This is a genomic window from Ancylobacter sp. VNQ12, assembly GCF_049445835.1.
Lineage (GTDB): Bacteria > Pseudomonadota > Alphaproteobacteria > Rhizobiales > Xanthobacteraceae > Ancylobacter.
Genome location: NZ_JBMSDU010000008.1, coordinates 1 through 24,900, shown reverse-complemented (window position 1 = coordinate 24,900; position 24,900 = coordinate 1). Strand labels below are relative to the sequence as shown.

Here is a 24,900-nt window from a genome sequence, read left to right as displayed (position 1 = left end):
ACAGAAGATTTGCGCCATCGTACCGGGAGAACTGCGACCCGCCTCAGCGGAACAGGATGCGCAGCGCCGAAGGGCCGGCCAGGGCGAACACCAGCAGGGCCAGCGGCACCGAAAAGACGAAGCCGACATAGTTGAAGCCGATGGCGCCGACGAGCCCGCCGAAGAAGAAGCAGCCGAGGAAATAGGACAGCAGCTTGAGCTTCTCGCGGTCCGCCATCACCAGCGGCGCGCCGGGGACGCGCCGCCGGCGGTGGTTCGAATAGAACAGCTTGCCCAGCTCGATGCCGATATCGGTGACGATGCCGGTCATGTGGGTGGTGCGGATCTTGGCGCCGGACAGCTTGGTCACGGTGGCGTTCTGCAACCCCATGATGAAGCACAGCACCGCGACCTCCATGGCGAGGGCGATGCTATATTGGCGGGTGTAGAAGCCGAGCATGCCGAAGGCGAGCAGCAGCACGGCCTCCAACGTCAGAGGCAGGGAATATTCCCGGCCGGCATAATGCCGCCGTCCCCAATTGACCAGCACGGCCGAGGTCGCAGCGCCGAGCACGAAGGCGATGAGGGCGCCGCCGCCCGCGAGGACGAGGTCCATGGCGCCGAGAATGGCATGGTCTGCTGCCGCCGAGATGATGCCCGACATGTGCGAGGTGTATTGGCCGACCGCCAGCAGACCGCCGGCATTGGTCGCGCCGGCGACGAAAGTCATGGGCAGGCCGAGCCATGCGTCCGCCAGCGGCGTGCGCTCGGGCGCCAGCATGTCGGACGTCAGGTCGCTGTAGCGGGCCGCCAGATTGCGGTAGCCGTTCGGCTTCATAGGCGCGTTCATGGCAACTGCGCGGGATGTCCCGCGTTCATCGGGCCAGAGTGAAGATGCCTGTGTAATTAATACCACGAACCTTCCAACGCCATAGTAAACAACGCTTACGTAGCGTTGGTGCGCTCCGTGGCGGCGCCGCGTGATGCTGAGCCCCGGCGTTCGCGGCTTGGCGGGCGGCCGAAACGGCGGGCGTAGGCGGTGGAGAAATGCGCCGCCGATTGGAAGCCGCAGGCCAGCCCGACATCGGTGACCGGCAGCGGCGAGAGGCGCAGCAATTCGCGCGCCCGCTCCAGCCTCAGGCCGAGATGGTAAGCGGCGGGGGTGATTTTGAGGTGACGTTGAAAGAGACGCTCGAGGTGACGAGTGGTGACGTCGAGACGCTTGGCGATGGTGGCGATGCCGGGCGGGCGCTCGATGGCCGCCTCCATCATGCGCACCGCGCGGGCGAGGGTCGGGTCCGGCAGTGCCGGGCGGGGGCGCGCCGCCGTCTTCTCGCGCGGTCGGCGCCCGGCCGGGTCGACGATGAACTGCTCGGACACCTTGTCGGCGAGCGCGCGCCCGCCCTTGGCCTCGATCAGCGCCAGCATCATCTCCAGCGGGGCGATGCCGCCGGTGCAGGTGAGCCGGTCGCGGTCGATAACGAAGGCCTCCTCGACGAACTCAACCTCGGGGAATTCCTCGCGGATGGAGGACAGGTTTTCCCAGTGCACCGCGCAGCGGTGGAAATCGAGCAGGCCCGCTTCCGCCAGCACGAAGCTGCCGGTGCACAGCGCGCCGAGGGCAGTGCCCCGCCGGGCGAGCCGGCGCAGCGCATCGGCGAGGTGCGGCGGGGCGGCATGGCGGATGTCGATGCCGCCGCAGACCAGCAGCAGATCGAACGGTCCGGCCTCGCCCAGCGCCACGGTGGGCGAAAGGGTAAGCCCGTTGCTCGCCGGCGCCGGCGTGCCGTCGAGGGTGATGATGCGCCAGGAATAGAGCTCGGCCTCGGCGACGTAATTCGCCATGCGCAGCGCTTCGAGCGCGTTGGCGCAGGCGATCATCGAATGGTTCGGCAGCGTCAGGAAGCCGATGCGCGTGAGGGCGGCGAGGTCGAGCACGGTTGGGGTTCACCGATGTAGATGGTCAAGTCTTGCTGTCGATGTGTTTGTTGCCAAATATTTCCAGATCTTGAGCCGCGAAACAAACCGCTCACAAATTCCCAGTGATCGTCATCGCCGGGCAGCAATGCCGCCGCAAAAATGCCTCCCGTCAACGACGAAATGGCGTCATCGAAACGCGAGGATCATTCCATGCGCATCATGACAACATCGCTCAGCTCTTTCCATGGCTGGCTTCCCGGACGCATCCTGCTGCCGGCCGGCTTCGCCGTGTTCATCGGGGTGGGAGCCTATGTCGTCGCCGATGACCACGGTTATCAGCGCGGGCTTACCCAGCAGACGCAACAGAGAGAAATCGCCCGCCTCATCGACGAGCCCAGCGAGGTGCTGCTCAATGAGGCGGAGGCGGCGCGCAAGGCCGACCGTCAGGGGATTCCGGGCCTGCTCCGCGCGATCGACCCGGCCGCGCTGTATCAGCCGACGCCGCCGTCAAAGCCGGTGGTCGCCGCCGTCAAGCCGGCACCGGCCAAACCCGTGCCGACCAAACATGTCGCCGAGACGGCCAGCACCCTGCCGAGCGGCGTGGAGCGGTTCGACCGCTGCGAGGGCGCGTGCGACACGCGCGACCCGATGATCATCCGGGCTTCCTATTCGGTCATGGAGCCGGCCGAGCCGCGGGCCACGGTGCCGCCTCCGGCGCCGGTCGTCGCGGCCGAAAGCGAAGGTTTCTCGCTGCCGAGCCCCGGCGAGCTCGTCGAGCGTACGGTCGAGGGCACGCAGAGCGCGTATGGGGCGGTGCGCGACGGCGCGTCCTCCGCGATCGACTCGGTGAAGCAGGCGGTCAGCGGCGCGATCGATCTGGTCCGCTGACCGCGCCGCGGCGGAGTTCAGCGATCGACCACGAGGTCGCTGGTGGGCTTGGAGCAGCACAGCAGCGCCATGCCGGCATCGATCTCGCGCTGGCGGATGCCGCCGCCATGCTTCATGTCCACCGTGCCCGAGACCAGCTTCGACTTGCAGGTGCCGCACAGCCCCTTCGAGCAGGAGGACGGCAGGCGCACCCCGGCCCGGCGCGCCGCGTCGAGCACGAACATGTCGGAGCGGCACTCGATGGTGCGGTTCTGCTTGGCGAAGGCAACGGTATAGGTGGTGACGGCCGGCGCGGCTTCTTCCAGCGCATGGTCGACCGCCTGTAGCCCTTCGGCCGACGTGACCTCGGCCGCGATGTCGGGTTCGGCCCGCGCGAGTTCGGCGAAGTCGAAACTCTCCTCGTGATGGCGGGTCATGTCGAAGCCCGCGCCCTTCAGCATCTCGCGTACCGCCGCCATGAAGGCCGAGGGGCCGCAGACAAAGACCTCGCGCTCCCTGTAGTCCGGCGCGATGTGGTTGAGCGCGCCGAGATTCAGCCGGCCGCGCAGGCCGTGCCACGGCTCGAACGGCGAGTCGGCCTCGCAGACCGGAGCGAAGCGGAAGTTCCTGCTGTTCCGCGCCATCAGTTCCAGCTCGGCACGGAAGATGATGTCGGCCGGCGAGCGCGCCGCATGCACGAAGACGATGTCGCGCCCCTCGCCGAGGTCGTGGAAGGTGCGGGACATCGACATCAGCGGGGTGATGCCGCTGCCGCCGGACAGGAACAGATATTTCGGCGCGGGTGAAGGCGTGCCCTGTATGAGGCAGGAGAAATCGCCCATCGGCCCGACCGCGCGCAGCACCGAGCCGACCTTCACATGGTCGTGCAGGAAGTTCGACACCGGCCCGTTCGGCACGCGCTTCACGGTGATGGACAGCGTGTGCGGGCGCGTGGGCGCGGAGGCGATGGTGTAGCAGCGGTTGATGTTCTCGCCGCCGATTTCGAGATCGAGGGTGAGGAACTGGCCGGGCGCGTAGCGGAAGATGACGGGATTCTTCGGCGCCAGGACGAAGGTCTTCACATCCGCCGTCTCGTCGCGGATCTCGCGCACGATCAGGGCGTCGTCGGCCTCCGGATCCCATTGCGGGAGATTGCCAGTGAGGCGCAGCGCGGCGGGGTCGGGCGAGACGGTGGGAGTGGCGGCGTCCATGGTGTTCCGGTCTTTCAGTGTCGTCGCATCAACGACCTTAGCCCCTCTCCCCGCCGGGGAGAGAGGTAGGCAAGGGGAGGTCGCGATCGGGTTTCAGCGCCCGGTGTGCTCGGCCATGCGGCCGATGTACCAGTTGCAGAACTTGTCCACGAGCATCTCGGTGTGCGGCGAGTAGGGGCCGGGCTCATAGGCCGGCGAGCGCGCGCCTTCCTGGCAGTAGCCGACCAGCGTCGAGTCCTGATCGTTGGTGGCGTCCCACACGCCGACGAGGTTTTCGAGGTCGTAATCGACGCCCTCGACCGCATCCTTGTGCACCAGCCACTTGGTGCGCAGCAGCGAGCGTTCGGCATCGAGCGGCAGCACCGAGAACACCACCGCGTGGTCGGACATGAAATGGTGCCACGAATTCGGCTGGGTCCAGAAGTGCAGCGCGCCGTGCCGGGGGTCGTTGATGGTGCCGAGCAGCTTCTTGCAGGCCGCCTTGGTGTCGTTGGTGTGGCTCTCGCCGTCGCCGGCCAGCGGCAGGCGCTCGGTGCGGTACCCCGTCACCATGTCGTCGAGATGCTCGATCATTTCCGAGGGGAAGCCGCAGCTTTCCCATTCGCGATGCGAGGTGGTCACGAGCCTGGCGTAATCCTCGGCCTCCTTGCGGCCGTGGTCGTCCAGCTCTTCCGGGGCGAAGCCGAAGCCATAGGCGAACAGCGGCACGGTGAGCTCGGGATGGTTGCCCGCGCAGTGATAGCACTCGCGGTTGTTCTCCATGGTGAGCTTCCAGTTGCCCGGCTCGATGATGTCCTTCTCGAAGGCGACCTTGGCGTTTCTCAGGTCGTGCGGGGCGAGATAGGGCGCCATGCGCGCGGCCATGACGTCGAAATCGGCCGGCGGATCGTCGCTGAGGCAGACGAAGATCAGGCCTTCCAGCGAGCGCACATGCACGGGCTTGAGGCCATGGCAGCCGGGATCGAAATCCTGGCCCATATGCTCGGCGAAGATCAGCTTGCCGTCGAGACCGTAGGTCCAGGAATGGTAGCGGCAGACCAGATTACCGACCGTGGTCTTGTAATCGAGCACGAGGCGCGCGCCGCGATGGCGGCAGACATTGTGGAAGGCGCGGACCTCGTTGTCGTCGTCGCGCACGATGGCGATGGAGTACTTGCCGATGTCGAGCGTCATCGCGTCGCCCGGCTCCGGGATGTCCGGCTCGACGCCGACGAAGATCCAGTGGCGGCCGAAGATGACCTCCATGTCGGCCTCGAAGATCTCGGGGCTGGTGTAGAACGGAGCCTCCAGGCTGTAGCCCGGCTTGCGGCGGCGCAGCAGTGCCTTGAGCGGCGTTTGCGTGGAATCCAGCATCGACTTGTTCTCCCTCGCGGGTCCCGAGCCCGCTTGTCATGTCTGGAATTGTTCGACGGAAGCGCGTTGCCGACTTTCACGAATGCGACAGTACCTTTCCTGTAGCCGACATTTCCCGCAGGCGTGAGAGGTGGCTCTACGCTTTCGCCCTCTCCCGTCGCCAAGCGGAGGGGCTGGTGCCCGCCATGCGGCGGAATTCGCGGTTGAAGTTGGACTTGGTGAGGAAGCCGGCCTCCATCATCACCCGCGTCACCGGCAGGTCGGTTTCGATGAGCAGGCGCTGCGCCTCGCGGATGCGCAGGTCGTTGACATAGTGCGAGACGCTGACGCCATGGGCGCGGTTGATCGCCTGCGACAGGCGCCGGGCCGGCAGGACGAGGCGCCGGGCGAGGCGGCCGAGATCGAGATCGGCATCGGTGTAGAGCCGGCGTTCGCGCATCAGCGCTTCGAGCGCGGCGAGGATGGCGGCATCTTCCGCCGCGAGATCTTCCGCCGTCTCATCGTGAGCGGAAGTCTCCGGCGCGGCGATGGGCGCCTCGTCCGAGACTTCCGTCGCGCCGGAATCGGCGGCGGCGGCGGCGGCACCCAGCACCAGCAGGGCGACGACATTGAACGAGGCGATCAGCGCCGGCGTATTCCGCCCGCCGGTCCAGTCGAGATCGAACGAGATCACCACATCCATCAACGCCGAACCGATGAGCGCGCTCGCGGTGAGAATGAGCGCGCGATAGGACCGCACGGCGCCGTCGAGCCGCGAACCGACCAGCCCGTCCGGCCCGCGCCGGGCAAGCCAGAACAGGCCGCCGCCATAGGCGAGGAACAGCGCCACCATCAGCGGCCCGATAGGCGCCGGCTGCCAGGCGAACAGCACCGCCACCGCCAGCGGCGGCAGGACCAGATGCGGCCACAGCCGGGCGGCGCCGTCTTTCGCGTCGTCCTCGGTGAGGCTGCGGAAGGCGACATAGGCGAGCGGCGCGATGAAGCCCGCCAGCACCGCCTGGAACGGCAGCACGGCGCGCAGATCATAGCCCCAGCGCAGGCCGACCAGCACCGATTGCACGGCGTAGGCCGTGATCAGCGCGAGGAACAGGGCGTGATGGCGCCCGCCCTCCTCGGACCGCACGAGGCGTATGGCCAGCAGCGACAGGATCAGCGCGACGACGAAGGGCAGCGGGACGAAGATCATGGGTGTAACCGGTGAAGTCATGCCGTTCTGGCCCGGATCGCGGATGAGGTCGACCTGAAACGTGATCGAGATCGCGGCCGAAGCGGCTGAAAGCGAAAGTGAGGCATCGTTTCATTTCCGGAGAGCCTTCTATGAAGATGGCCCTGATCACCCTGGCCTTTCTGCTCGCCCTGCCGGGGCTCGCCGTAGCGCAGCCGAGCCGGCTCGACGTCTCTCGCGTGCAGCGGGTCGAGATCACCGGCGATGCCGCCGCGCTCGTGCTCACCGCACAGGCGGGCGGGCCGATGGAGGCCCGGCTCGGTGCCCGGCGCTCCGGCTGGTTCTCCCGCTGGTATTCGAGCTGGTTCTATAATGACTGCCGCACGTCGAGCCGCATGTGGGTGGAGGGCACGGTGCTCCATGTCGATGTGGTGACGCCCTCCTTCCTCGAGACCTCCGATTGCACGGTGGAACTGACGGCCCAGCTGCCGCTGGGCGTGTCGGTCGATATCGCGGTGCAGGCGGTGCAGGCCCGGCTCGACGGGCGTTTCGGCACGCTCGTCATCGACACGCGCGCTGGCGATGTCGAATTCTCCGGCGCGGTCGAGCAGGTCGACGTCAGTGGAACCGCACTGCGGGCGCGGCTCAATACGGGGGAAGGCGCGCCGCGCGCGGTGAGCTTCGCGGTCGGCTCGCTCGATGCCGAGATTGCGCTGGGGGCCGGCGCGAAGGTGGGCTGGCAGGTCGATGCCAAGGCGGCGCTGGTCGACACCGCGCTGTCGAACGATCCCACGGCGACGACCCGGATCGCGGTCAGCGCGGACTATGTGCGGCTGTCCATCCGGTGAACGGCCGGCGCGCCGCTCGACAGCTATTCGAACAGGCGCTGCGCGGCGAGGTTTCGCGCCATCGGGCCGGGGGACTGCGCCCGCGCGTCGGACGGCGTGAAACCATGCTGCGCCTTGAATTGGCGGGAGAAATGCGCGCAGTCGGAGAAGCCGGCCTCCAGCGCGATGTCGGTCACCGAGCGGCCGGTGGTGTCGAGCAGGAAGCGGGCATAGCGCAGTCGGAGGCCCCGGTAGAACTCGGCGGGGCGCTGGCCCATCACGGTCTGGAACAGGCGTTCCAACTGGCGGGTGGAAAGTTGCAGCCTGCGGGCGATGTCGGCGATTGGCAGCGGATCGGCGAGGTGCTGTTCCATCATCAGCAGGGCGCGGCGCACGCGGTCGTCGGCGACGAGGTCGGCGATCGGTGGGTGCGGCTGGGACTCGCTACCCGGCCGCTGCCGGTCGAGCTGCAGGATGTGCCGGCCCTTCTGCGCCGCTGAGCGGCCGAGATGCTTCTCCACCAGCGCGGTGGCGAGATCCGCCGCGCCGCCGCCGCCCGCGCAGGTGATGCGGTCGCCATCGATGACATAGAGCCGGTCGGCCACCGGCGTGTGGTGCGGGAATTCCTCGAGGAAGTCCTGATAGTGATACCAGGAGACGCAGCAGCGCCGGCCGGTCATCAGCCCGGCACGGGCGAGCACGAAGGAACCGGTACAGACGCCGACCAGCGGCACGCCGGCACGCGCCCCGCGCTTGAGCCAGGCGACGGTCTCGTCGTCGACATGCTGGCCGCCATGCAGCAGGCCACCAACGACGATGATGTAGTCGAAGCCCGTCGGCTCAGCGAGCGGGCCGGAAGGCGAGACGGTGACGCCGCAACTCGCCCGGATCGGCTCGGGATGCGAGGACATGACCTGCCAGCGGGCGCGGATCGGCCGCGAGCGGTCGCCATCGTCCGCGGCGAGGCGGAACTGGTCCACCATCAGCGAGAAAGCCGAGAGGGTGAAGTTGTCGGTCAGCACGAAACCGACATTCAGCACCGGCACGGCCGCAGCCGCCGGCGAGCCTGGGCCGGTGCCGGGCGAGGTCCTCGAAAGGGGGCGTTGCTGGTTCATTGCCTGCTCCGACGTGCAGCATAGCAAATTTGCAGCGTGGCGTAGCAAGGACGGCGCCGATTCGTCGCGGGGGCGGCCAGGCTTCAGCATTCGGGCAGGTTCACCGCGAGACCGCCGAGCGAGGTCTCCTTGTATTTGGTCGCCATGTCGCGGCCGGTTTCGCGCATGGTGACGATGACCTTGTCGAGCGAGACGATGTGTGTGCCGTCGCCATGCAGCGCCAGCGAAGCCGCGTTGACGGCGCTGATCGCCCCGAAGGCATTGCGTTCGATGCAGGGCACCTGCACGAGGCCGCCGATGGGGTCGCAGGTCATGCCGAGATGATGTTCCATGCCGATTTCGGCGGCGTTCTCGATCTGCGCGTTGCTGCCGCCGAGCGCGCTGGCAAGACCCGCCGCCGCCATGGAACAGGCGACGCCGACCTCGCCCTGGCAGCCGACCTCGGCACCGGAGATCGACGCGTTCATCTTGAACAGCGCGCCGATGGCGGTCGCCGTGAGCAGGAAGGCGTGCATGCCGGCGCGGCTCGCGCTGGAACAATGGTCGAGATAATAGCGCAGCGTCGCCGGAACCACGCCGGCCGCGCCATTGGTGGGGGCGGTGACGACACGCCCGCCGGCGGCGTTCTCCTCGTTCACCGCGATGGCGTAGAGGCTGACCCAGTCCATAACCTCATGCGGGGTGCGGGCATTGCGCGTCAGCAGCGTGTCGTGGATCGCCTTGGCGCGGCGGCGCACCTTCAGTCCGCCGGGCAGTTCGCCCGAGGTGGCGATGCCGCGATCGACGCAGGACATCATGGCGTCGACGATGGCGTCGAGATGCGCGGTGACCTCGTCCGCCGGGCGCCGCGCCTGCTCGTTGGCGAGCACAAGCTCGGCGATGGTCAGGCCCGCGCTCTCCGCGACCGCCAGCAATTCGCGGGCGTTGTGGAAAGGGTAGGGCAGGGCGATCTCGTCGGGCGGCGCCGGCTGCCCGACCGCTTCCTCGCGCACCACGAAGCCGCCGCCGATGGAGCACCAGCGCTCCTCGACGATAAGCGCGCCTTCCGCGTCGAAGGCGCGGAAGGCCAGCGTGTTGGGGTGCTTGGGCGTGGCGGAGACGCCGTCAAAGCGGATGTCCCGCTCGGCGTCGAAAGGCACGCCGTGCCGCTCGGCCAGGAACAGGCGGCGATGGCTCACGGCCTCTGCGACCAGGGCCTCGGCATGGTCGGGGTCGACGGTTTGCGGGCGCTGGCCGGCGAGGCCGAGGATCACCGCCTTGTCGGTACCGTGGCCCTTTCCGGTCCAGGCCAGCGAGCCATAGAGCACGGTCTCGACGCACGCCGTGCGGGCGAGGGCACCGGAGGCAGCGAGATCGCTGACGAAACTCGCTGCCGCCACCATCGGCCCCACCGTATGGGAGGAGGATGGGCCGATGCCGATCTTGAAAAGCTCGAAGACGCTGATCATGCGCGCAGCTGTGTCCCTCGACCGGACGCGGTGAGATGCGCCGGCGGTGTCCTCTGATGGCAGGTTGTTCTTGTGCGGGCGTTTGCCGCCCTTGGCGCCTTTGTGGCGCGCAAACCCGGGCAATCTGTGACCGTCCGGGGCCGTATCGTTCGGGGGAAAGGGTTAGGCCAGCTCGCGCCGGCCCTGTTCCAGAAGCTCCCAGACATAGGGCGCGAAGGAGCGCCAGACGTCGATGTGGAACACGTCGTCAGCGATGCGCGACAGCACGATCTCCGCCTTGTGGAAGACGGTGCGCGTCGAGGCGCCGACCGGGAAGGCTTCCAGCGACAGGTCGAGCGGGTTGCCCTGGTTCAGCACGAAGGCGGCCTTGGGGCCGGCCAGTTCGACGCCGACGCTGCGCGCGGAGACATCCACCAGCGAATGCGGCAGGCCAGCGGTGGCGGCCTCGATCGCCGCGAAGATCGGGGCTGGATCCGCACCGGGCGCGAGCAGGATCCACTCGTCCGGGCCGAGCCACAAAGCGTGGCGGCCGTTCGCCTCGTTGCGCCGGTTGGACTCGCGCGGCAGGGCGACGCCGAAGGCTTCCTCGGCGGCTTGAATAGCGGCCTCGCGACCACGAAAGGCGAGGCGCGCCGCCGGGCCGAGGGCTATGAGGCGCGCGGCCTCGATGTGAGGCGACCGGGCGACCAGAGCGTCGAGCGGGTAGGCGGCGAGGGGCTCAGCCATTCAGGCGCTCTCCCTTGGGGTCATAGAACACGGGTTCCACCACTTCGACCTCGATCACGCGGTCCTGCATCGGCACCGACAGGCGGGAGCCGATGCGGGCGCGCCCGCCCTTGATCAGGGCAAGCGCGATGGAGCGGCCGAGCACGGCGCTGTGGTAGGAGGAGGTGACGAAGCCGAGCATCGGCACCGGCACCGGCGCCTTGGGATCGGCGACGATCTGCGCGCCTTCCTCCAGCACCGTCCGGGGATCGGTGGTCTTCAGGCCGACGAGTTGCTTGCGGTCCGGTGCGGACATGGCGTCGCGGGCGAGCGAACGCTTGCCGACGAAGTCCTTCTTCGCCTTGCCGACCGCCCAGCCCAGATTCACGTCGTCCGGCACCTGCGTGCCGTCGGTCTCCTGGCCGACGATGATGTAGCCCTTCTCGGCGCGCAGCACATGCATGGTCTCGGTGCCGTAAGGCGTGATGCCGAAGCGCTCGCCGGCGGCGTAGATGGCTTCCCAGGCGAAGCGGCCATACTGCGCCGGCACATTGACCTCGAAGCCCAGCTCGCCGGTGAAGGACACGCTGAACAGCCGGGTCGGCACGCCGAGAATGGTGCCCTCGCGCACGCTCATATGCGGGAAGGCTTCCTTGGAGAGGTCGATGCCCTCGATGAGAGGCGCGAGCACCTCGCGGGCCTTCGGACCCTGCACGGCGATGACCGCCCATTGCTCGGTGGTGGAGGTGAGCCACACATCGAGGTCCGGCCACTCGGTCTGGAGATAGTCCTCCATATGGGCAAGCACGCGCGGGGCGCCGCCGGTGGTGGTGGTGACATGGAAGCGGTCCGGCGCCATGCGGCCGACGACGCCGTCATCCATGACGAAGCCGTCCTCGCGCAGCATGACGCCGTAACGCAGCCGGCCGGGCTCCAGCTTGGCCCAGGCGTTGGTGTAGATGCGGTTCATGAACTCGGCGGCATCCGGGCCGACGATCTCTATCTTGCCGAGCGTCGAGGCGTCGAACATGCCGACGCCCGAGCGCACCGCCCTGCACTCGCGGGCGACGGCGGCATGCAGGTCTTCCCCGGCCTCGGGGAAATACCAGGCGCGCTTCCACAAGCTCACATCCTCGAAGGCGGCGCCGTGCTCGGCCGCCCAGTCGTGGATCGCGGTCTTGCGCAGCGGATCGAACAGGTCGCCGCGCGCCTCGCCGGCGAAGATGCCGAAGGTGGTCGGGGTGAAGGGCGGGCGGAAGGTGGTGAGCCCGATCTTCGGCACGCTCTCGCCGAGCGCCTCGGAGACGATGCCGAGGGCGTTCATGTTCGACGTCTTGCCCTGGTCGGTCGCCATGCCGGTGGTGGTGTAGCGCTTCACATGCTCGATGGAGCGCATGCCTTCGCGGGTGGCCAGCTTGATGTCCTTGGCGGTGACGTCGTTCTGCCAGTCGACAAAGGCCTTGGTGAGGGCAGGGTTGCGCGCATGCGGCGTGGCGCCGATGAAGCCATCCGTGCCGAGATCGTCGGCCGCGGCCGGGAAGGCGCGCGAGGACGTGCCGGGCAGCGGCGTGGCGCCGCGCGCCGGCGACGCGACCTCACGCGCGGCCTTCGCCGCTGCCTCGCCCTGCGCATAGCCGTCTTCCAGTACGCGCTGGAGGCCGGTGACACCGCGGCAGGCGCCGGCCGAGCGCTCGCGCTCGACCGAGGTGCCGGGGAGATAGGCGGCGGTCTCGGCGTCCCACACCAGCTTGCCGCGCGACTGCGAGAACAGGTGCACGCTCGGGGTGAAGCCGCCGGACATCAGCACGGTGTCGCAGGCGATCGTCTCGGAGGGCCCGACCGGGTCGATGCTCGGCCCGCCCGCGATCTTGGCGAGCTGGGCAGCGGAGACGCGCAGGCGCCCCGACGTGCCGGTGACTACCGTGCCGGGGCGCACGTCGATGCCGGCCGCCAGCGCGCGGGTCGGCAATTCACCGTGCAGCTCGCGGCGCAGGTCGGCGATGGCGGCGATGGTGACGCCGCCGGCCTTGAGGTCGAGCGCGGCGCGGTAGCCGGCATCGCAGGCGGTGAAGATCACCGCGCGCTCGCCGGGCTTCGCACCATAGCGGTTGAGATAGGTCCGCCCGGAATCCGCCAGCAGCACGCCGGGCCGGTCATTGTCCGGAAACACCAGCGGGCGCTCGAGCGCGCCGGCCGCCAGCACGACTTCCTTAGCGCGCAGCTGCCAGAGCCGCTCGCGCGGCAGCTCGGTGCCGGGGGAGGCGAGGTGCTCGGTCACGCGCTCGACCAGCGCGATCATGTTGTGCGGGAAATAGGCGAACGCGGTGGTGCGCGGCTTGAGCGTGACGTTGTCCTTCGCCGCAAGGGTGGCGAGGGTGTCCGCCAGCCACTCTTTAGCCGGCTTTCCTTCGATGGTCGCGGTCAGCTCGGAGAGCAGCGAGCCGCCGAATTCAGCCTGCTCGTCGACCAGCCAAACCTTGGCGCCGCTCTCCGCCGCCGCCAGCGCGGCCGCAAGGCCGGCCGGGCCGGAGCCGACGACCAGCACGTCGCAATGGGCGTAGTTCTGGGTGTAGCGGTCCGGGTCCGGCAGGGTCGGCGCCACGCCGAGGCCCGCCATGGCGCGAATCTTCGGCTCGTAGAAGCTCTTCCATGCGCCGGCCGGCCACATGAAGGTCTTGTAGTAGAAGCCGGAGGGCAGGAAGGGCGAGGCGAGGTCGTTCAGCGCGCCGGCATCGAAAGAGAGCGAGGGCCAGCGGTTCTGGCTCGTCGCCTTCAGCCCCTCATAGAGTTCGACCTGCGTAGCGCGCAGGTTCGGCGCCGAGCGGGCGGCGTCGCGGGAGACATTGACCAGCGCGTTCGGCTCGTCGGAACCGGCGGAAAGGAAGCCGCGCGGGCGGTGATATTTGAACGAGCGGCCAATGAGGTGGACGCCGTTGGCGATCAGCGCCGAGGCAAGCGTATCGCCCTTGTAGCCGGTGAAGGTCTTGCCGTCGAAGCGGAAGGAGACCGAGGCGGAACGGTCGACGCGGCCGCCCGAGGCGGTGCGGAAGCGGTTGGTCATCTCACTTGTCCCCGCCAATATCCGGCCGCGCTTCGCCAGCCTTGTAGGTGACGACGAAGAAGTCGCTCACCGTGTCGCGCACGGCGTTGAAGTAACGTCCGCAGCCATGGATGTGGCGCCAGCGCTCGGCGTGCAGGCCCTTGGGATTGGTGCGGTTGTACAGGAAGTCGGCCCATTCCTGGTCGGACAGGGCGGAGGGATCGGCGGGGCGGGCGACATGCGCCTCGCCGCCATAGCGGAACTCGACCTCGGGCCGCGCGCCGCACCAGGGGCAGTCGATGATGAGCATGCTTGCCTCTCAGTGCGCGACGGCGGCGGCGGCCGCTTCGTCGATGAGGAAACCGTCGCGGAAGCGCTCCAGCGTGAAGGGCGCGTTGATCGGGTGCGGCTCGTCCTTCGCAATGGTGTGAGCGAAGACGTTGCCCGAGCCCGGCGTCGCCTTGAAGCCGCCGGTGCCCCAGCCGCAATTCACATAGAGGCCGGGAACCGGCGTCTTGGCGATGATGGGCGAGCGGTCGGGCGTCACGTCGACGATGCCACCCCAGTTGCGCAGCATGCGCAGGCGGCGGAACTGCGGGACCAGCTCGCAGATGGCGTCGAGCGTATGGGTGGTGACGTGCAGCGCGCCGCGCTGCGAGTAGGAGGTGTAGGCGTCGGTGCCGGCGCCGATCACCATCTCGCCCTTGTCGGACTGCGAGATATAGGCGTGGATGGTATTGCTCATCACCACCGTCGGGAAGGCCGGCTTCACCGGCTCCGACACGAGAGCTTGCAGCGGGTAGCTTTCCAGCGGCATGCGCACGCCGGCCATCGCCATCACCACCGAGGTATGGCCCGCGGCGGAGACGCCGACCTTCTTCGCCCGGATGAAACCCCTGGAGGTTTCGACCCCCTCGACAGCGCCGCTCGGCCCGCGGCGTATGCCGGTGACCTCGCAGTTCTGGATGATGTCGACACCGCGCGAATCCGCGCCGCGGGCAAAGCCCCAGGCCACCGCATCGTGCCGGGCGGTGCCGCCGCGCCGTTGCAGCGCGCCGCCGATGATGGGGTAGCGCATGCTCTTGATGTTGAGCTGCGGGCAGAATTCCTTCACCTGCTCGGCGCTCAGCCACTCATTGTCGACGCCGTTGAGGCGGTTCGAGTGGACATGGCGCTTGAAGCTGATCTCGTCGTGATGGTTGTGCGCCAGCATGAGCACGCCGCGCGCCGAATACATCACATTGTAGTTCAGGTCCTGCGACAGGCCTTCCCACAGCTTCACCGCGTGCTCGTAGAGCGCGGCGCTCTCGTCGAACAGGTAGTTGGAGCGCACGATGGTGGTGTTGCGGCCGGTATTACCGCCGCCGAGCCAGCCGCGCTCGATCACCGCGACGCGGGACATGCCGTGCTCCTTGGCGAGGTAATAGGCCGCGGCCAGGCCATGTCCGCCGGCGCCGACGATGATCACATCGTATTCGGGCTTGGGCTCGGGGGTGCGCCACTGGGGCTGCCAGCTCTTGTGGCCGCCGAGCGCGCGGCGGAAAAGCTCGAAGCCGGAGAATTTCTGCACATCTGCCTCCAACGCTGACGACCTCGCTGAAGGAGAGGGCGACGCATGACGTTGATGCGACATGCTCGCGCGGCAGGCTCGGGACGGCGAGCATTGTTTCGGCGCTATGGTTGAACGGAAGCGACATTGCTTGTCGATCGGCGACGTTTCGCCCCCCGCGAGAACCCGCGCATTGCCGCGTTGATACGCGTCATGCGGCCGCTGTCGTCGGGGGCTTAAGCTGGAAGACGAAATGCGACCGGCGCTTTCCTTGCGGAAGCCATGATCGGTGCTTAACTCCGGATGGCCATCAGATCGGGACGAGACATGTTCAACAGCGGAAATTTCGACGCCAAGCGGCTTCTCGACCAGTTCCTCGGATCGCCGGGGACAAGCCAGGGCAACCTGCCGGCCCGGCAGGAGGGCGGTTCGGCCGGCGGCCTTGGCGACCTGATCGGCGGCCTGACAGGAGGGCTCTCCGGCGCTCCGGGCGGGCAGTCCTCGGGCAGCGGCGACCTTGTCGGCCGGGCGAAGGACTATCTGGCCGGCAACGGCGGCTCGCTCGCCTCGGGCGCCGCGGCCGGCGCGCTGGTGTCGCTGGTGCTCGGCTCGAAGGGCGGCCGCAAGGTGGCGAAGAATGCCGTCGCGCTCGGCGGCCTCGCCCTTGTCGGTACGCTGGCCTACAAGGCCTACCAGAATTACCAGCAGGGCCAGCAGCCGCAGCAGGCCGCCACCCCGCTGCCGCCGCAGCAGCCGCTGCCGCCCGAGCACTCGCCCTTTCATCCGGCGCAGGCCGACCACACGCATTTCCCGGTCACCCTGCTGCGCACCATGATCGCGGCCTCGCTGGCCGACGGGCATGTCGACGAGAGCGAGCGCCTCGCGATCAGCGGCAAGCTCAACGAGCAGGGGGCGCGGCTCGACGAGGCCGAGCGCTTCCTCGCCGACGAACTGGCGAAGCCGGCGAGCGTGCAGGACATTGCCGGCAGCGTCACCAATGCCGAGCAGGCGGCGGAGGTCTACATCTCCGCGCTGCTGACCATCGACGCGGACACGAGCGCCGAGCGCGCCTTCCTTGCGCGCCTTGCCATGGCGCTGAAGCTGGAGCCGGAACTGGTGCCGCATCTGGAGGCAGCCGCCCGCGCCGCTCGGCAGGGGTGATGGGCAGGATCCGGCACCGGAATATGGTTAAGTGTTAAGGTTAAGCCGTCCTTAAGCTATCTGCGCGACATTCGCGGCTGTCGAAGGCTGCCGGAAGCGATCCGGCGCGTCGGGGGTAACGCATATGGCGCGCGCGGTTGCGATGCGGGTGAGGCTGGCTTTCGGGCTCGCGGTCGGTGGGTTGGCGGGGGCGGGGCTTTGTGTCCCGGCCGCGGCGGCGGATCTGCGCGCGGCGGACGATCTGCTCGCCAATGCGCCTGAGATCGAGACCACCAGCGGCTGGTACCTGCGCGGCGACATCGGCTATGTCGTCAACGACAAGCCGAAATGGTCCGATCTCGATTTCACGCCGGTGACGGCTGCGACCATCGACGACGCGGCCGTGTTCGGCATCGGCGCGGGCGTGCGGCTGAATGACTGGCTGCGCGTCGACGTGACCGGCGACTACCGCTCCCGCGCGGATTACGGTCTCGGTCCGTTGTCCGGCAAATTCAGCGTCGCGACCGCGCTCGCCAATGTCTATGTCGACTTCGCCCATTGGGGTAGCGTGACGCCCTATCTCGGCGGCGGCGTTGGCGCCGGCTACATCTCGCTCGCGGACATCGAACTGCTCGGCACCGACATCGGTGACACCGATGGCTGGGGAGTCGCCTGGGCATTGATGGCGGGTATCGCGATTTCCACCGGGCCGAACTGGCAGGTGGATGTCGGCTACCGCTATCTCAATCTCGACGGCGTCAGCCTCGGCGGCGGCCTGCCGGACCTCGACCAGACCGCGCACGAGATCCGCCTCGGCGCGCGCTACCTGATCGACTGATCCGGTCCGCTGGCCCGGCGGAAAATCCGCTTGCGACCTTCCACGGCCGGGAGTACATCCCGTTCCGGGCTACCCCTCCCCACCGAGGGGCACCCATCTGGAAGGATGGCTCATATGACGAATATCGCTCTGCCGGCGGCGAAGCCGGCCAATCCCAATTTCTCGTCTGGTCCCTGCGCCAAGCGTCCCGGCTGGACGCTGGAAGCCCTGAGCGATGCGCCGCTCGGCCGCTCCCACCGCGCCAAGGTCGGCAAGGCCAAGCTGAAGCTGGCCATCGACCTGACCCGCGAGGTCCTCGATATTCCCGCCGATTACCGCATCGGCATCGTTCCCGCCTCGGACACCGGCGCGGTCGAGATGGCGCTGTGGTCGCTGCTCGGCGCCCGCCCGGTCGACCTGCTGGCGTGGGAGAGCTTCGGCGAAGGCTGGGTGACGGATGTCGCCAAGCAGCTCAAGCTCAAGGACGCCCGCGTCCTCAAGGCCGGCTACGGTGAGCTCCCCGATCTCGGCCAGGTGAATTTCGACCATGACGTGGTCTTCACCTGGAACGGCACTACCTCCGGCGTGCGCGTGCCCAATGGCGACTGGATCGCCGCCGACCGCACCGGCCTCACCATCTGCGACGCCACCTCGGCAGCTTTCGCGCAGGATCTCGACTGGGCCAAGCTCGATGTCGTGACCTTCTCCTGGCAGAAGGTGCTCGGCGGCGAGGGCGGCCACGGCATGCTCATTCTCTCCCCGCGCGCGGTGGAGCGGCTGGAAAGCTATGTACCGGCATGGCCGTTGCCGAAGATCTTCCGCATGACCAAGGGCGGCAAGATCGTCGAGGGCATCTTCGAGGGCGAGACCATCAACACCCCGTCCATGCTCTGCGTCGAGGACTATATCGACGCGCTGCAATGGGCGAAGCAGGTCGGCGGGCTCAAGGGCCTGCGCGCGCGCTCCGATGCCAACTTCAAGGTGCTGGCCGATTATGTCGCCCGCACGCCCTGGATCGACTTCCTCGCCACGGACCCGGCGACGCGCTCGAACACCTCGGTGTGCCTAGTGGTCTCCGATCCCGAGGTGAAGGCGCTGCCGGCCGACGCACAGGCGGCTTTCGCCAAGGCGATCGCCGGCGCGCTGGAAAAGGCCAAGGTCGCCTATGACATCGGCGCCTATCGCGACGCCCCGGCGGGCCTGCGCATCTGGGCGGGCGCCACGGTCGAGACCTCCGATGTCGCGGCGCTGCTGCCCTGGCTCGACTGGGCCTTCGCGGACGCCAAGGCGGCGCTCAAGCAGGCGGCCTGATCGCGCCCTCGCCTGATCCCCCTCGCCGCTGACGCGAGGGGACGGCGAGGGGGCAGGTTGCTCTGGTTCCGTGGCGAATTGGCTGTCTCCTCCCGGCCGCGTATCGCCGCGGAAACACGTTCGAGCGCCTGCCCGACGAACGCTTCGTCGTCCCCTCCCGCCAGCGGCGGGGTGAAATGTCCTCCCGCCACCGGCGGGACGCCCGCAACCATTTCCGAACAGGATGAAGCCGATGGCTCCCCGCGTTCTCATTTCCGATGCCCTGTCCCCGGCCGCCGTGCAGATCTTCCGGGATCGCGGCATCGAGGTCGACTTCCAGCCCAACCTCGGCAAGGACAAGGACAAGCTGGCCGAGATCATCGGCAATTATGACGGCCTCGCCATCCGCTCGGCCACCAAGGTGACGCCGAAGATCCTGGAGAGCGCCAAGCGGCTCAAGGTGGTCGGCCGCGCCGGCATCGGCGTCGACAATGTCGACATCCCGGCCGCCACCGCCAAGGGCGTGATCGTGATGAACACGCCGTTCGGCAACTCCATCACCACCGCCGAGCACGCCATCGCCATGATGTTCGCGCTGGCCCGCGAGATCCCCGCCGCCGATGCCTCGACCCAGGCCGGCAAGTGGGAGAAAAACCGCTTCATGGGCGTCGAGCTGACCGCCAAGACGCTCGGCATCATCGGCTGCGGCAATATCGGCTCCATCGTCGCCGACCGCGCCCTCGGCCTGAAGATGAAGGTCGTCGCCTTCGACCCCTTCCTCTCGCCCGAGCGCGCGCTCGACATCGGCGTGGAGAAGGTGGAACTGGACGATCTGCTCGCCCGCGCCGACATCATCACCCTGCACACGCCGTTGACCGACAAGACCCGCAACGTGCTCTCCGCCGAGGCGATCGCCAAGACGAAGAAGGGCGTGCGCATCGTCAATTGCGCGCGCGGCGGGCTGGTCGACGAGGCGGCGCTCGCGGCGGCGCTGGATTTCGGCCATGTCGCGGGCGCGGCCTTTGACGTGTTCGTGACCGAGCCGGCCACCGACAACGTACTGTTCGGCCACCCCAATGTGGTGTGCACGCCGCATCTGGGCGCCTCCACCACCGAGGCGCAGGAGAATGTCGCGCTGCAGGTTGCCGAGCAGATGAGCGACTATCTGCTGCGCGGCGCCATCTCCAACGCCGTCAACTTCCCCTCCATCACGGCGGAGGAGGCCCCGAAGCTGAAGCCCTTCATCGAGCTGGCGGAGAAGCTCGGTTCCTTCGCCGGCCAGTTGACCGACACCGACATCAAGACCGTGCGCATCACCTATGACGGCGCGGTGGCGGGGCTGAAGATCAAGGCGCTGACCTCGGCAGCGGTGGCCGGCCTGCTGCGCCCGGCGCTGGCCGACGTCAACGTCGTCTCGGCGCCCAGCGTCGCCAAGGAGCGCGGCATCGTTGTGGAGGAGACCACCCGCGACGTCGCCGGCGACTATGAGAGCCTGGTGACGCTCACCGTCATCACCGACAAGCTGGAGCGCTCCATTTCCGGCACTGTCTTCGCCGATGGGCGCCCGCGCATCGTGGACATCAAGGGTATCAAGGTCGACGCGGAGTTCGCGCCCTCGATGCTCTACGTCACCAATGAGGACCGACCGGGCTTCGTCGGCCGCTTCGCCAGCCTTCTGGGCGATGCCGGCATCAATATCGCCACCTTCGCGCTCGGCCGCGACCGGCAGGGCGGCGACGCCATCGCGCTGGTCGAGGTCGACGGCAAGGTGCCGGCCGAACTGCTCGACAAGGTGCAGCAGCTTCCCTCGGTCAAGCAGGCCAAGCCGCTGGCGTTCTGAGCGGCGGCACTGCGTCGAGAAACAACGCCCGCCGGGTTCCTCTGGCGGGCGTTTTCTTTACCTCAGCCCGGAAACGCTGCCCGATGCAGCTTGGCGGCGGCCTTGGACAGGGCGACGATCTGCTCCCAGTCACCCAGCGCCACCGCCTCGTTGGGGCACACCCAGGAGCCGCCCACCGCGAGGATGTTGGGCTGCGACAGGTAGTTGCCGACATTGTGCGGGCCGATGCCGCCGGTCGGGCAGAAGCGCAGATCCGGCAGCGGGCCGGCGAGCGACTTGATGAGGTTCGCCCCGCCCACCGATTCGGCCGGGAACAGCTTCAGCACGGGGAAGCCCATGGCGTGCAGCGTCATCGCTTCGGTGGCGGTGGCGCAGCCGGGCATGACCGGCACCGGCGCTTCCGCCAGCGCCTCGGCGAGCGCCGGCGGGCAGCCGGGGCTGACGAGGAAGCGCGCGCCGGCCTCGATGGACTTCTGCACCAGTTCGGGCCGCGTCACCGTACCTGCGCCGACGATCGCGTCCGGCACCTCGGCGGCGATGGCGGCGATGGCTTCCAGCGCCACCGGCGTGCGCAGCGTGACCTCGATCAGCGGCAGGCCGCCTTCGACCAAAGCGCGGGCGAGCTTGACGCCGGCGGCGACGCTCGGGACCGTGACGACCGGAACCACCGGGGCGCGGGCAAGCAGGAAGCTGGGATCGGGAAGCGACATCGGACACCTTCAAGCTGTTTGCGCCATCAACACCGGCCTGTTCCGGCTTGTCGAGAGGGGGAACCAAGATTTATGCCGCAGCTGCGAGATAATGTTCCGCCCGGCCCGCTAAGGCATTAGCCTCGGGGGGAGTGATTTCCGTGCGCCGGCCCGAGTAGCAGCCCATGTTCAAATTCGATTCCGTCTATCCCCGCGACCTCATCGGCTATGGCCGCAATCCGCCGGACCCGAAATGGCCGGGCGGCGCGCGCATCGCGGTGCAGTTCGTCATCAACTACGAGGAGGGCGGGGAGAACTCGATTCTCCACGGTGACAAGGCGTCGGAAGCGTTTCTCTCCGAAATCGTCGGCGCGCAGCCCTGGCCGGGCCAGCGGCACCTGAACATGGAGTCGATCTACGAATATGGCGCGCGCGCCGGCTTCTGGCGGCTGTGGCGTCTGTTCACCCGGCGCGGCCTGCCGGTCACAGTCTATGGCGTTGCCACCGCGCTGGCGCGAAACCCGGAAGCGGTCGCCGCGATGAAGGAGGCCGAGTGGGAGATCGCCAGTCACGGGCTGAAATGGATCGACTATCGCGACCATACCTATGAGGCGGAGAAGGCCGATTTCGACGCTGCGATTGCCTTGCACACCCGCATCGTCGGCGAGCGTCCGCTCGGCTGGTACACCGGGCGCACCTCGGAACATTCGCGGCGGATCGTGATGGAGGAGGGCGGGTTTCTCTACGATTCCGACATCTATTCCGACGATCTGCCGTTCTGGGTGGAGGGGCCGCGCGGGCCGCATCTGTCGATCCCCTACACGCTCGACACCAACGACATGCGATTTGCCGTGGCGGCGGGCTTCAACAATTCCGACCAGTTCTTCGCCTATCTGCGCGACAGTTTCGATGCACTCTATGCCGAGGGGGCGGAAGCGCCGAAGATGCTGAACATCGGGCTGCATTGCCGGCTCGTCGGACGGCCGGGGCGCATTGTCGGGCTGGAGCGCTTTCTCGACCATATTGCGGCGCATGACCGGGTGTGGGTGACGCGTCGGATCGACATTGCCCGCCATTGGCACGCCCATCACAAGCCGGAGTGAGCCCCGTGACCGCACCTCGATTTCGTCTCATCGCCGTCGCCATGATGCTCGGATGCGCCGGCCCGGCCCTCGCGGCGGACCGCATCGTCATCCCGCTGCCCAAGGGCTCCTCGGTGATCACCACCAAGGTCACCTATAGCTGCGACAAGCTGAAGGGCGTGACGGCGACCTATATCAACGCCCCGCCGATCGCGCTGGCGACCGTCGCCTTCAACGACGAGTTCGTGGTGATGGCGAATGTGCTGGCCGGCTCCGGCGCCAAATATGCCGGCGACCGCTTCGTCTGGTGGACCAAGGGCAATACGGCCAGCCTCTATGACCTCACTAAAGGCGAGAACGCCCCGCCCATCGCCAGCTGCACGCAGGACTGAGCGGCACGGAACCGGCCGTGTGTCTTCTCGTCTAGCTGATCTCGTCGCCGGCCGAGTGGCGCGAGCGCGCCGTCTCGCCGGGGTTCGGAATCCGGCGCGTGGTGATCAGGTTATGGACATGGCCCTGCAGGACATAGATCAGCAAGGCGGTCGACCAGCCGAACATCAATATGCCGCTGCCGGCGGCAATCGGATCGAGCAGCCGCGTATGGAGGTTGCCGTGGGCTTCGCCACTGCCCAGCGTCGTGTAGTTTAGGAAGGCCGAGTAATAGGCGTCGGCCGCATTGTCGACGAGATCGAGATGGGAATAGAGCGTCGCCCACAGCCCGACCTCCATCAGATGCGCGGCCAGCAGCAGAACGTTGGCACCCAGCAAGGCGAGGGTGAGCCGCAGATGCGGGCGCTCCCATAACCAGTGGCCATAGGGGCGGATGAGCGCGACGAGGAGGAATGTCGCTCCGAGATGGATAAGCATCACCGCGATATAGACGAGGATGCCCAGCAACAGATCATCGAGCATGATGCACTTCCTACAGGCGAATCAGCGGCGCCGTTCATGACCGATAGCGTTCATATCCGTCCTCTCTTACGTGATGAAATCACCCTCGCCATCGATTGGGCCGCAACGGAGGGATGGAATCCGGGCCTCGCCGACGCGGTCGCCTTCGGCGCGATGGATGGTGAAGGCTTCTGGGTGGCCGAGGTCGAGGGCGTGCCGGCGGCGACGATCTCGGTGGTCAATTACGACGCGCATTTCGCCTTTCTCGGTTTCTACATCGCGCGGCCGGAGATGCGCGGGCGCGGCATTGGCTGGAAGCTCTGGCAGGCGGGCCTCGCGCATGCGGGAGACCGCACCGTCGGCCTCGACGGCGTGCTGGCGCAGCAGGCCAACTATGCCTCGCAGGGCTTCCAGTTTGCCTATCGCAACATCCGCTTTGCCGGCCGTACCGGGACGGGGACATCGGACGGCACGGTCGATCTTCGCGACGTGCCGTTCGAGGCGATCGAGGCCAGCGACGCGACGATCTTCCCGGCACCGCGCGCGGCTTTCCTGAAGGCGTGGCTCGGGACGGCGAGCCATGTCGGCCGCGCCGTGCTGCGCGAGGGGCGGCTTGCCGGCTGGGGCGTGGTGCGCCCGGCCCGTCACGGCTGGAAGATCGGGCCGCTGGTGGCGGAGGACGCGGCGGCGGCCGAGGCGGTCTATGGGGCGCTCAACATGGCGGCGGGGCAGGGCGACACCGTGCTCGATGTGCCGGAGCCGAACGCCGCCGCGCAAGAACTCGCGCGTCGTCATGGCCTCGCGCCGGTGTTCGAAACCGCGCGCATGTATACTGGGCCGGTGAGGCCGGTGGAGATCGCCAAACTCTACGGCGTCACGAGCTTCGAGCTGGGCTGACCGCCTTGCGCCGTCCATACAGCGTCGCGGTGATCACCCCGCCGAGCACCAGCGCATAGCCGACCGCATGGTAGAGATGCGGCGTCTCGCCGAGGAACAGGATCGCCAGTACCGAGCCGAACATCGGCATGAGATGGAAGAACGGCGCCGCCCGGTTGGGGCCGACCAGTTCCACGCCGCGATTGAAGAACAGATAGGCCAGCACCGACGGGAAGACCGCGACATAGACGATGGAGGCCAGCGTCAGCCCGTCGAAATGCAGCGACGGCCCCTCAAAGCGCTCCCAGATGAAGGCGGGCGTCAGCAGTGCCGCGCCCCAGCCGAGCGAGAAGGCGAGGAAGCCGTAGCGGCTCATCGCCGGGCGCTTCGCCAGCAGCGCCGAATAGAAGGCATAGAGCACCATGGCGACGAAGAACAGCACGTCGCCAATGTTGAAGTCGATGCCGGTGAGCACGCTCAGATCGCCGCGGCAGATGATCACCACCACCCCGGTCAGTGACAGCAGGATGCCGAAGGCCTGCCCGAGCGAAAGCTTTTCGCCGATGAGCGCGAAGGACCAGGCGGCGATCAGCAGCGGGCCGGTCGAGGTCATCAGGAGCCCGTTGAGCGCCGGGCTGTACTGCAGCGCCCAGTAGTAGATGGTGTTGTACAGCGTGATGCCGGACAGCGAGAGCAGGGTCAGCACGCCGAGGTTGCGGCGGATGATCGGCCAATCCTGCCGGAGATAGCGCCAGGTGAAGGGCAGCAGGATCGCGAAGGCCAGCATCCAGCGGAACCACGCCAGCGCCACCGGCGGCACCTGGCCGGCGACATGCCGTCCAAGCACGATATTGCCCGACCAGAACAGCGAGACCAGGGTGAGCAGCACATAAGGCGCGTCGAACAGGCGGCGGAACATGGCGCAATCCGGCAGGGCCCTTCGGCTGGGGCCATTGGTGTGCGATTGCTCTAGGTGACATACCCATAAGGGGATTCCCAGCGGAGCATTGTTTTGATTCACTGATCTCAGCCCTGGAGGTTGAGATGGCGCGCTTTGACCTGACGGATTTCGAGTGGTCGGTGATCGCACCGCTTC

Annotated in this window: 23 protein-coding genes; 9 read left to right on the top strand and 14 right to left on the bottom strand. The window is 67.7% G+C overall.

The window, feature by feature from the left end; genetic code table 11:
- Window positions 1–43: 43 nt before the first annotated feature.
- Complete coding sequence (locus tag ACO2RV_RS12780; protein WP_423293490.1) at window positions 44–829, bottom strand: YoaK family protein; 786 nt, start codon at window positions 827–829, stop codon at window positions 44–46.
- A gap of 95 nt (window positions 830–924) precedes the next feature.
- Window positions 925–1,917 carry a GlxA family transcriptional regulator gene (locus ACO2RV_RS12775; RefSeq protein ID WP_423293488.1) on the bottom strand — a complete coding sequence of 331 codons (993 nt, stop codon included), beginning with the start codon at window positions 1,915–1,917 and terminating at the stop codon, window positions 925–927.
- 192 nt (window positions 1,918–2,109) lie between these two features.
- On the opposite strand from ACO2RV_RS12775, the gene ACO2RV_RS12770 reads away from it, so the two are divergent.
- On the top strand, window positions 2,110–2,787 hold the full coding sequence (locus tag ACO2RV_RS12770) for a hypothetical protein (protein ID WP_423293486.1): 678 nt from the start codon (window positions 2,110–2,112) through the stop codon (window positions 2,785–2,787).
- A gap of 17 nt (window positions 2,788–2,804) precedes the next feature.
- On the opposite strand, the gene ACO2RV_RS12765 is transcribed toward ACO2RV_RS12770, so the two are convergent.
- The 3 genes from ACO2RV_RS12765 to ACO2RV_RS12755 all read right to left on the bottom strand — a co-directional run bounded on the left by ACO2RV_RS12765 (window position 2,805) and on the right by ACO2RV_RS12755 (window position 6,516).
- Window positions 2,805–3,977, bottom strand: a complete 1,173-nt coding sequence (locus tag ACO2RV_RS12765) for a 2Fe-2S iron-sulfur cluster-binding protein (RefSeq protein ID WP_423293484.1) — start codon at window positions 3,975–3,977, stop codon at window positions 2,805–2,807.
- A 93-nt stretch (window positions 3,978–4,070) separates the two neighbouring features.
- The gene (locus ACO2RV_RS12760; RefSeq protein ID WP_423293482.1) at window positions 4,071–5,330 is read right to left on the bottom strand and encodes an aromatic ring-hydroxylating oxygenase subunit alpha; all 1,260 of its coding nucleotides are present in this window, start codon (window positions 5,328–5,330) and stop codon (window positions 4,071–4,073) included.
- A gap of 136 nt (window positions 5,331–5,466) precedes the next feature.
- Window positions 5,467–6,516, bottom strand: coding sequence for a helix-turn-helix domain-containing protein (locus ACO2RV_RS12755; protein ID WP_423293480.1), 1,050 nt, complete (start codon window positions 6,514–6,516; stop codon window positions 5,467–5,469).
- A 131-nt stretch (window positions 6,517–6,647) separates the two neighbouring features.
- Between ACO2RV_RS12755 and ACO2RV_RS12750 the strand changes: the two genes are divergently transcribed.
- The gene (locus ACO2RV_RS12750; protein WP_423293478.1) at window positions 6,648–7,343 is read left to right on the top strand and encodes a hypothetical protein; all 696 of its coding nucleotides are present in this window, start codon (window positions 6,648–6,650) and stop codon (window positions 7,341–7,343) included.
- Between the two features lie 23 nt (window positions 7,344–7,366).
- Here the strand turns inward: ACO2RV_RS12750 and ACO2RV_RS12745 are convergent, their stop codons facing one another.
- From ACO2RV_RS12745 to ACO2RV_RS12720, 6 genes are all read right to left on the bottom strand, one after another.
- Window positions 7,367–8,437: a GlxA family transcriptional regulator gene (locus ACO2RV_RS12745; protein ID WP_423293476.1), complete on the bottom strand. Its 1,071-nt coding sequence runs from the start codon at window positions 8,435–8,437 to the stop codon at window positions 7,367–7,369.
- An 83-nt stretch (window positions 8,438–8,520) separates the two neighbouring features.
- A complete protein-coding gene (locus ACO2RV_RS12740) occupies window positions 8,521–9,885 on the bottom strand; it encodes an L-serine ammonia-lyase (RefSeq protein ID WP_423293474.1) in 1,365 nt (454 codons plus the stop codon).
- Between the two features lie 162 nt (window positions 9,886–10,047).
- Complete coding sequence (locus ACO2RV_RS12735; RefSeq protein WP_423293472.1) at window positions 10,048–10,611, bottom strand: sarcosine oxidase subunit gamma; 564 nt, start codon at window positions 10,609–10,611, stop codon at window positions 10,048–10,050.
- A complete protein-coding gene (locus ACO2RV_RS12730) occupies window positions 10,604–13,651 on the bottom strand; it encodes a sarcosine oxidase subunit alpha (protein WP_423293470.1) in 3,048 nt (1,015 codons plus the stop codon). Before ACO2RV_RS12730 ends, ACO2RV_RS12735 begins: the two co-directional genes overlap by 8 nt.
- Before the next feature lies 1 nt (window position 13,652).
- A complete protein-coding gene (locus ACO2RV_RS12725) occupies window positions 13,653–13,940 on the bottom strand; it encodes a sarcosine oxidase subunit delta (RefSeq protein WP_423293468.1) in 288 nt (95 codons plus the stop codon).
- A 9-nt stretch (window positions 13,941–13,949) separates the two neighbouring features.
- Window positions 13,950–15,200, bottom strand: a complete 1,251-nt coding sequence (locus ACO2RV_RS12720) for a sarcosine oxidase subunit beta family protein (RefSeq protein WP_423293466.1) — start codon at window positions 15,198–15,200, stop codon at window positions 13,950–13,952.
- A 306-nt stretch (window positions 15,201–15,506) separates the two neighbouring features.
- Between ACO2RV_RS12720 and ACO2RV_RS12715 the strand changes: the two genes are divergently transcribed.
- From ACO2RV_RS12715 to serA, 4 genes are all read left to right on the top strand, one after another.
- Complete coding sequence (locus ACO2RV_RS12715; RefSeq protein WP_423293464.1) at window positions 15,507–16,340, top strand: tellurite resistance TerB family protein; 834 nt, start codon at window positions 15,507–15,509, stop codon at window positions 16,338–16,340.
- 124 nt (window positions 16,341–16,464) lie between these two features.
- Window positions 16,465–17,157, top strand: a complete 693-nt coding sequence (locus ACO2RV_RS12710; RefSeq protein ID WP_423293462.1) for an outer membrane protein — start codon at window positions 16,465–16,467, stop codon at window positions 17,155–17,157.
- A gap of 114 nt (window positions 17,158–17,271) precedes the next feature.
- A complete protein-coding gene (locus ACO2RV_RS12705) occupies window positions 17,272–18,447 on the top strand; it encodes a phosphoserine transaminase (protein ID WP_423293460.1) in 1,176 nt (391 codons plus the stop codon).
- A gap of 232 nt (window positions 18,448–18,679) precedes the next feature.
- Window positions 18,680–20,266 carry a phosphoglycerate dehydrogenase gene (gene serA / locus ACO2RV_RS12700; protein WP_423293458.1) on the top strand — a complete coding sequence of 529 codons (1,587 nt, stop codon included), beginning with the start codon at window positions 18,680–18,682 and terminating at the stop codon, window positions 20,264–20,266.
- A gap of 62 nt (window positions 20,267–20,328) precedes the next feature.
- Here serA and eda read toward each other — a convergent pair whose 3' ends face one another.
- On the bottom strand, window positions 20,329–20,976 hold the full coding sequence (gene eda / locus ACO2RV_RS12695) for a bifunctional 4-hydroxy-2-oxoglutarate aldolase/2-dehydro-3-deoxy-phosphogluconate aldolase (protein ID WP_423293456.1): 648 nt from the start codon (window positions 20,974–20,976) through the stop codon (window positions 20,329–20,331).
- Window positions 20,977–21,140: 164 nt separating this feature from the next.
- On the opposite strand from eda, the gene puuE reads away from it, so the two are divergent.
- Together puuE and ACO2RV_RS12685 are read left to right on the top strand one after the other, a co-directional pair.
- On the top strand, window positions 21,141–22,058 hold the full coding sequence (gene puuE, locus ACO2RV_RS12690; RefSeq protein WP_423293454.1) for an allantoinase PuuE: 918 nt from the start codon (window positions 21,141–21,143) through the stop codon (window positions 22,056–22,058).
- A gap of 5 nt (window positions 22,059–22,063) precedes the next feature.
- Window positions 22,064–22,429: an MliC family protein gene (locus ACO2RV_RS12685; protein ID WP_423293452.1), complete on the top strand. Its 366-nt coding sequence runs from the start codon at window positions 22,064–22,066 to the stop codon at window positions 22,427–22,429.
- 31 nt (window positions 22,430–22,460) lie between these two features.
- Here ACO2RV_RS12685 and ACO2RV_RS12680 read toward each other — a convergent pair whose 3' ends face one another.
- Window positions 22,461–22,949 carry a two pore domain potassium channel family protein gene (locus ACO2RV_RS12680; protein ID WP_423293450.1) on the bottom strand — a complete coding sequence of 163 codons (489 nt, stop codon included), beginning with the start codon at window positions 22,947–22,949 and terminating at the stop codon, window positions 22,461–22,463.
- Between the two features lie 36 nt (window positions 22,950–22,985).
- On the opposite strand from ACO2RV_RS12680, the gene ACO2RV_RS12675 reads away from it, so the two are divergent.
- Window positions 22,986–23,825, top strand: a complete 840-nt coding sequence (locus ACO2RV_RS12675) for a GNAT family N-acetyltransferase (RefSeq protein WP_423293448.1) — start codon at window positions 22,986–22,988, stop codon at window positions 23,823–23,825.
- Here the strand turns inward: ACO2RV_RS12675 and ACO2RV_RS12670 are convergent.
- On the bottom strand, window positions 23,803–24,723 hold the full coding sequence (locus ACO2RV_RS12670) for a DMT family transporter (protein ID WP_423293446.1): 921 nt from the start codon (window positions 24,721–24,723) through the stop codon (window positions 23,803–23,805). The two genes, ACO2RV_RS12675 and ACO2RV_RS12670, sit on opposite strands and share 23 nt — an antisense overlap.
- Between the last annotated feature and the right edge of the window lie 177 nt (window positions 24,724–24,900).

What these genes read in the sequence shown, in the direction of transcription:
- ACO2RV_RS12780 (WP_423293490.1), bottom strand. Translation starts at nt 829, where the DNA reads ATGAACGCGCCTATGAAGCCGAACGGCTACCGCAATCTGGCGGCCCGC.
- ACO2RV_RS12770 (WP_423293486.1), top strand. Translation starts at nt 2,110, where the DNA reads ATGCGCATCATGACAACATCGCTCAGCTCTTTCCATGGCTGGCTTCCC.
- ACO2RV_RS12765 (WP_423293484.1), bottom strand. Translation starts at nt 3,977, where the DNA reads ATGGACGCCGCCACTCCCACCGTCTCGCCCGACCCCGCCGCGCTGCGC.
- ACO2RV_RS12760 (WP_423293482.1), bottom strand. Translation starts at nt 5,330, where the DNA reads ATGCTGGATTCCACGCAAACGCCGCTCAAGGCACTGCTGCGCCGCCGC.
- ACO2RV_RS12755 (WP_423293480.1), bottom strand. Translation starts at nt 6,516, where the DNA reads ATGATCTTCGTCCCGCTGCCCTTCGTCGTCGCGCTGATCCTGTCGCTG.
- ACO2RV_RS12750 (WP_423293478.1), top strand. Translation starts at nt 6,648, where the DNA reads ATGAAGATGGCCCTGATCACCCTGGCCTTTCTGCTCGCCCTGCCGGGG.
- ACO2RV_RS12745 (WP_423293476.1), bottom strand. Translation starts at nt 8,437, where the DNA reads ATGAACCAGCAACGCCCCCTTTCGAGGACCTCGCCCGGCACCGGCCCA.
- ACO2RV_RS12740 (WP_423293474.1), bottom strand. Translation starts at nt 9,885, where the DNA reads ATGATCAGCGTCTTCGAGCTTTTCAAGATCGGCATCGGCCCATCCTCC.
- ACO2RV_RS12735 (WP_423293472.1), bottom strand. Translation starts at nt 10,611, where the DNA reads ATGGCTGAGCCCCTCGCCGCCTACCCGCTCGACGCTCTGGTCGCCCGG.
- ACO2RV_RS12730 (WP_423293470.1), bottom strand. Translation starts at nt 13,651, where the DNA reads ATGACCAACCGCTTCCGCACCGCCTCGGGCGGCCGCGTCGACCGTTCC.
- ACO2RV_RS12725 (WP_423293468.1), bottom strand. Translation starts at nt 13,940, where the DNA reads ATGCTCATCATCGACTGCCCCTGGTGCGGCGCGCGGCCCGAGGTCGAG.
- ACO2RV_RS12715 (WP_423293464.1), top strand. Translation starts at nt 15,507, where the DNA reads ATGTTCAACAGCGGAAATTTCGACGCCAAGCGGCTTCTCGACCAGTTC.
- ACO2RV_RS12710 (WP_423293462.1), top strand. Translation starts at nt 16,465, where the DNA reads ATGGCGCGCGCGGTTGCGATGCGGGTGAGGCTGGCTTTCGGGCTCGCG.
- ACO2RV_RS12705 (WP_423293460.1), top strand. Translation starts at nt 17,272, where the DNA reads ATGACGAATATCGCTCTGCCGGCGGCGAAGCCGGCCAATCCCAATTTC.
- serA (WP_423293458.1), top strand. Translation starts at nt 18,680, where the DNA reads ATGGCTCCCCGCGTTCTCATTTCCGATGCCCTGTCCCCGGCCGCCGTG.
- eda (WP_423293456.1), bottom strand. Translation starts at nt 20,976, where the DNA reads ATGTCGCTTCCCGATCCCAGCTTCCTGCTTGCCCGCGCCCCGGTGGTT.
- puuE (WP_423293454.1), top strand. Translation starts at nt 21,141, where the DNA reads ATGTTCAAATTCGATTCCGTCTATCCCCGCGACCTCATCGGCTATGGC.
- ACO2RV_RS12680 (WP_423293450.1), bottom strand. Translation starts at nt 22,949, where the DNA reads ATGCTCGATGATCTGTTGCTGGGCATCCTCGTCTATATCGCGGTGATG.
- ACO2RV_RS12675 (WP_423293448.1), top strand. Translation starts at nt 22,986, where the DNA reads ATGACCGATAGCGTTCATATCCGTCCTCTCTTACGTGATGAAATCACC.
- ACO2RV_RS12670 (WP_423293446.1), bottom strand. Translation starts at nt 24,723, where the DNA reads ATGTTCCGCCGCCTGTTCGACGCGCCTTATGTGCTGCTCACCCTGGTC.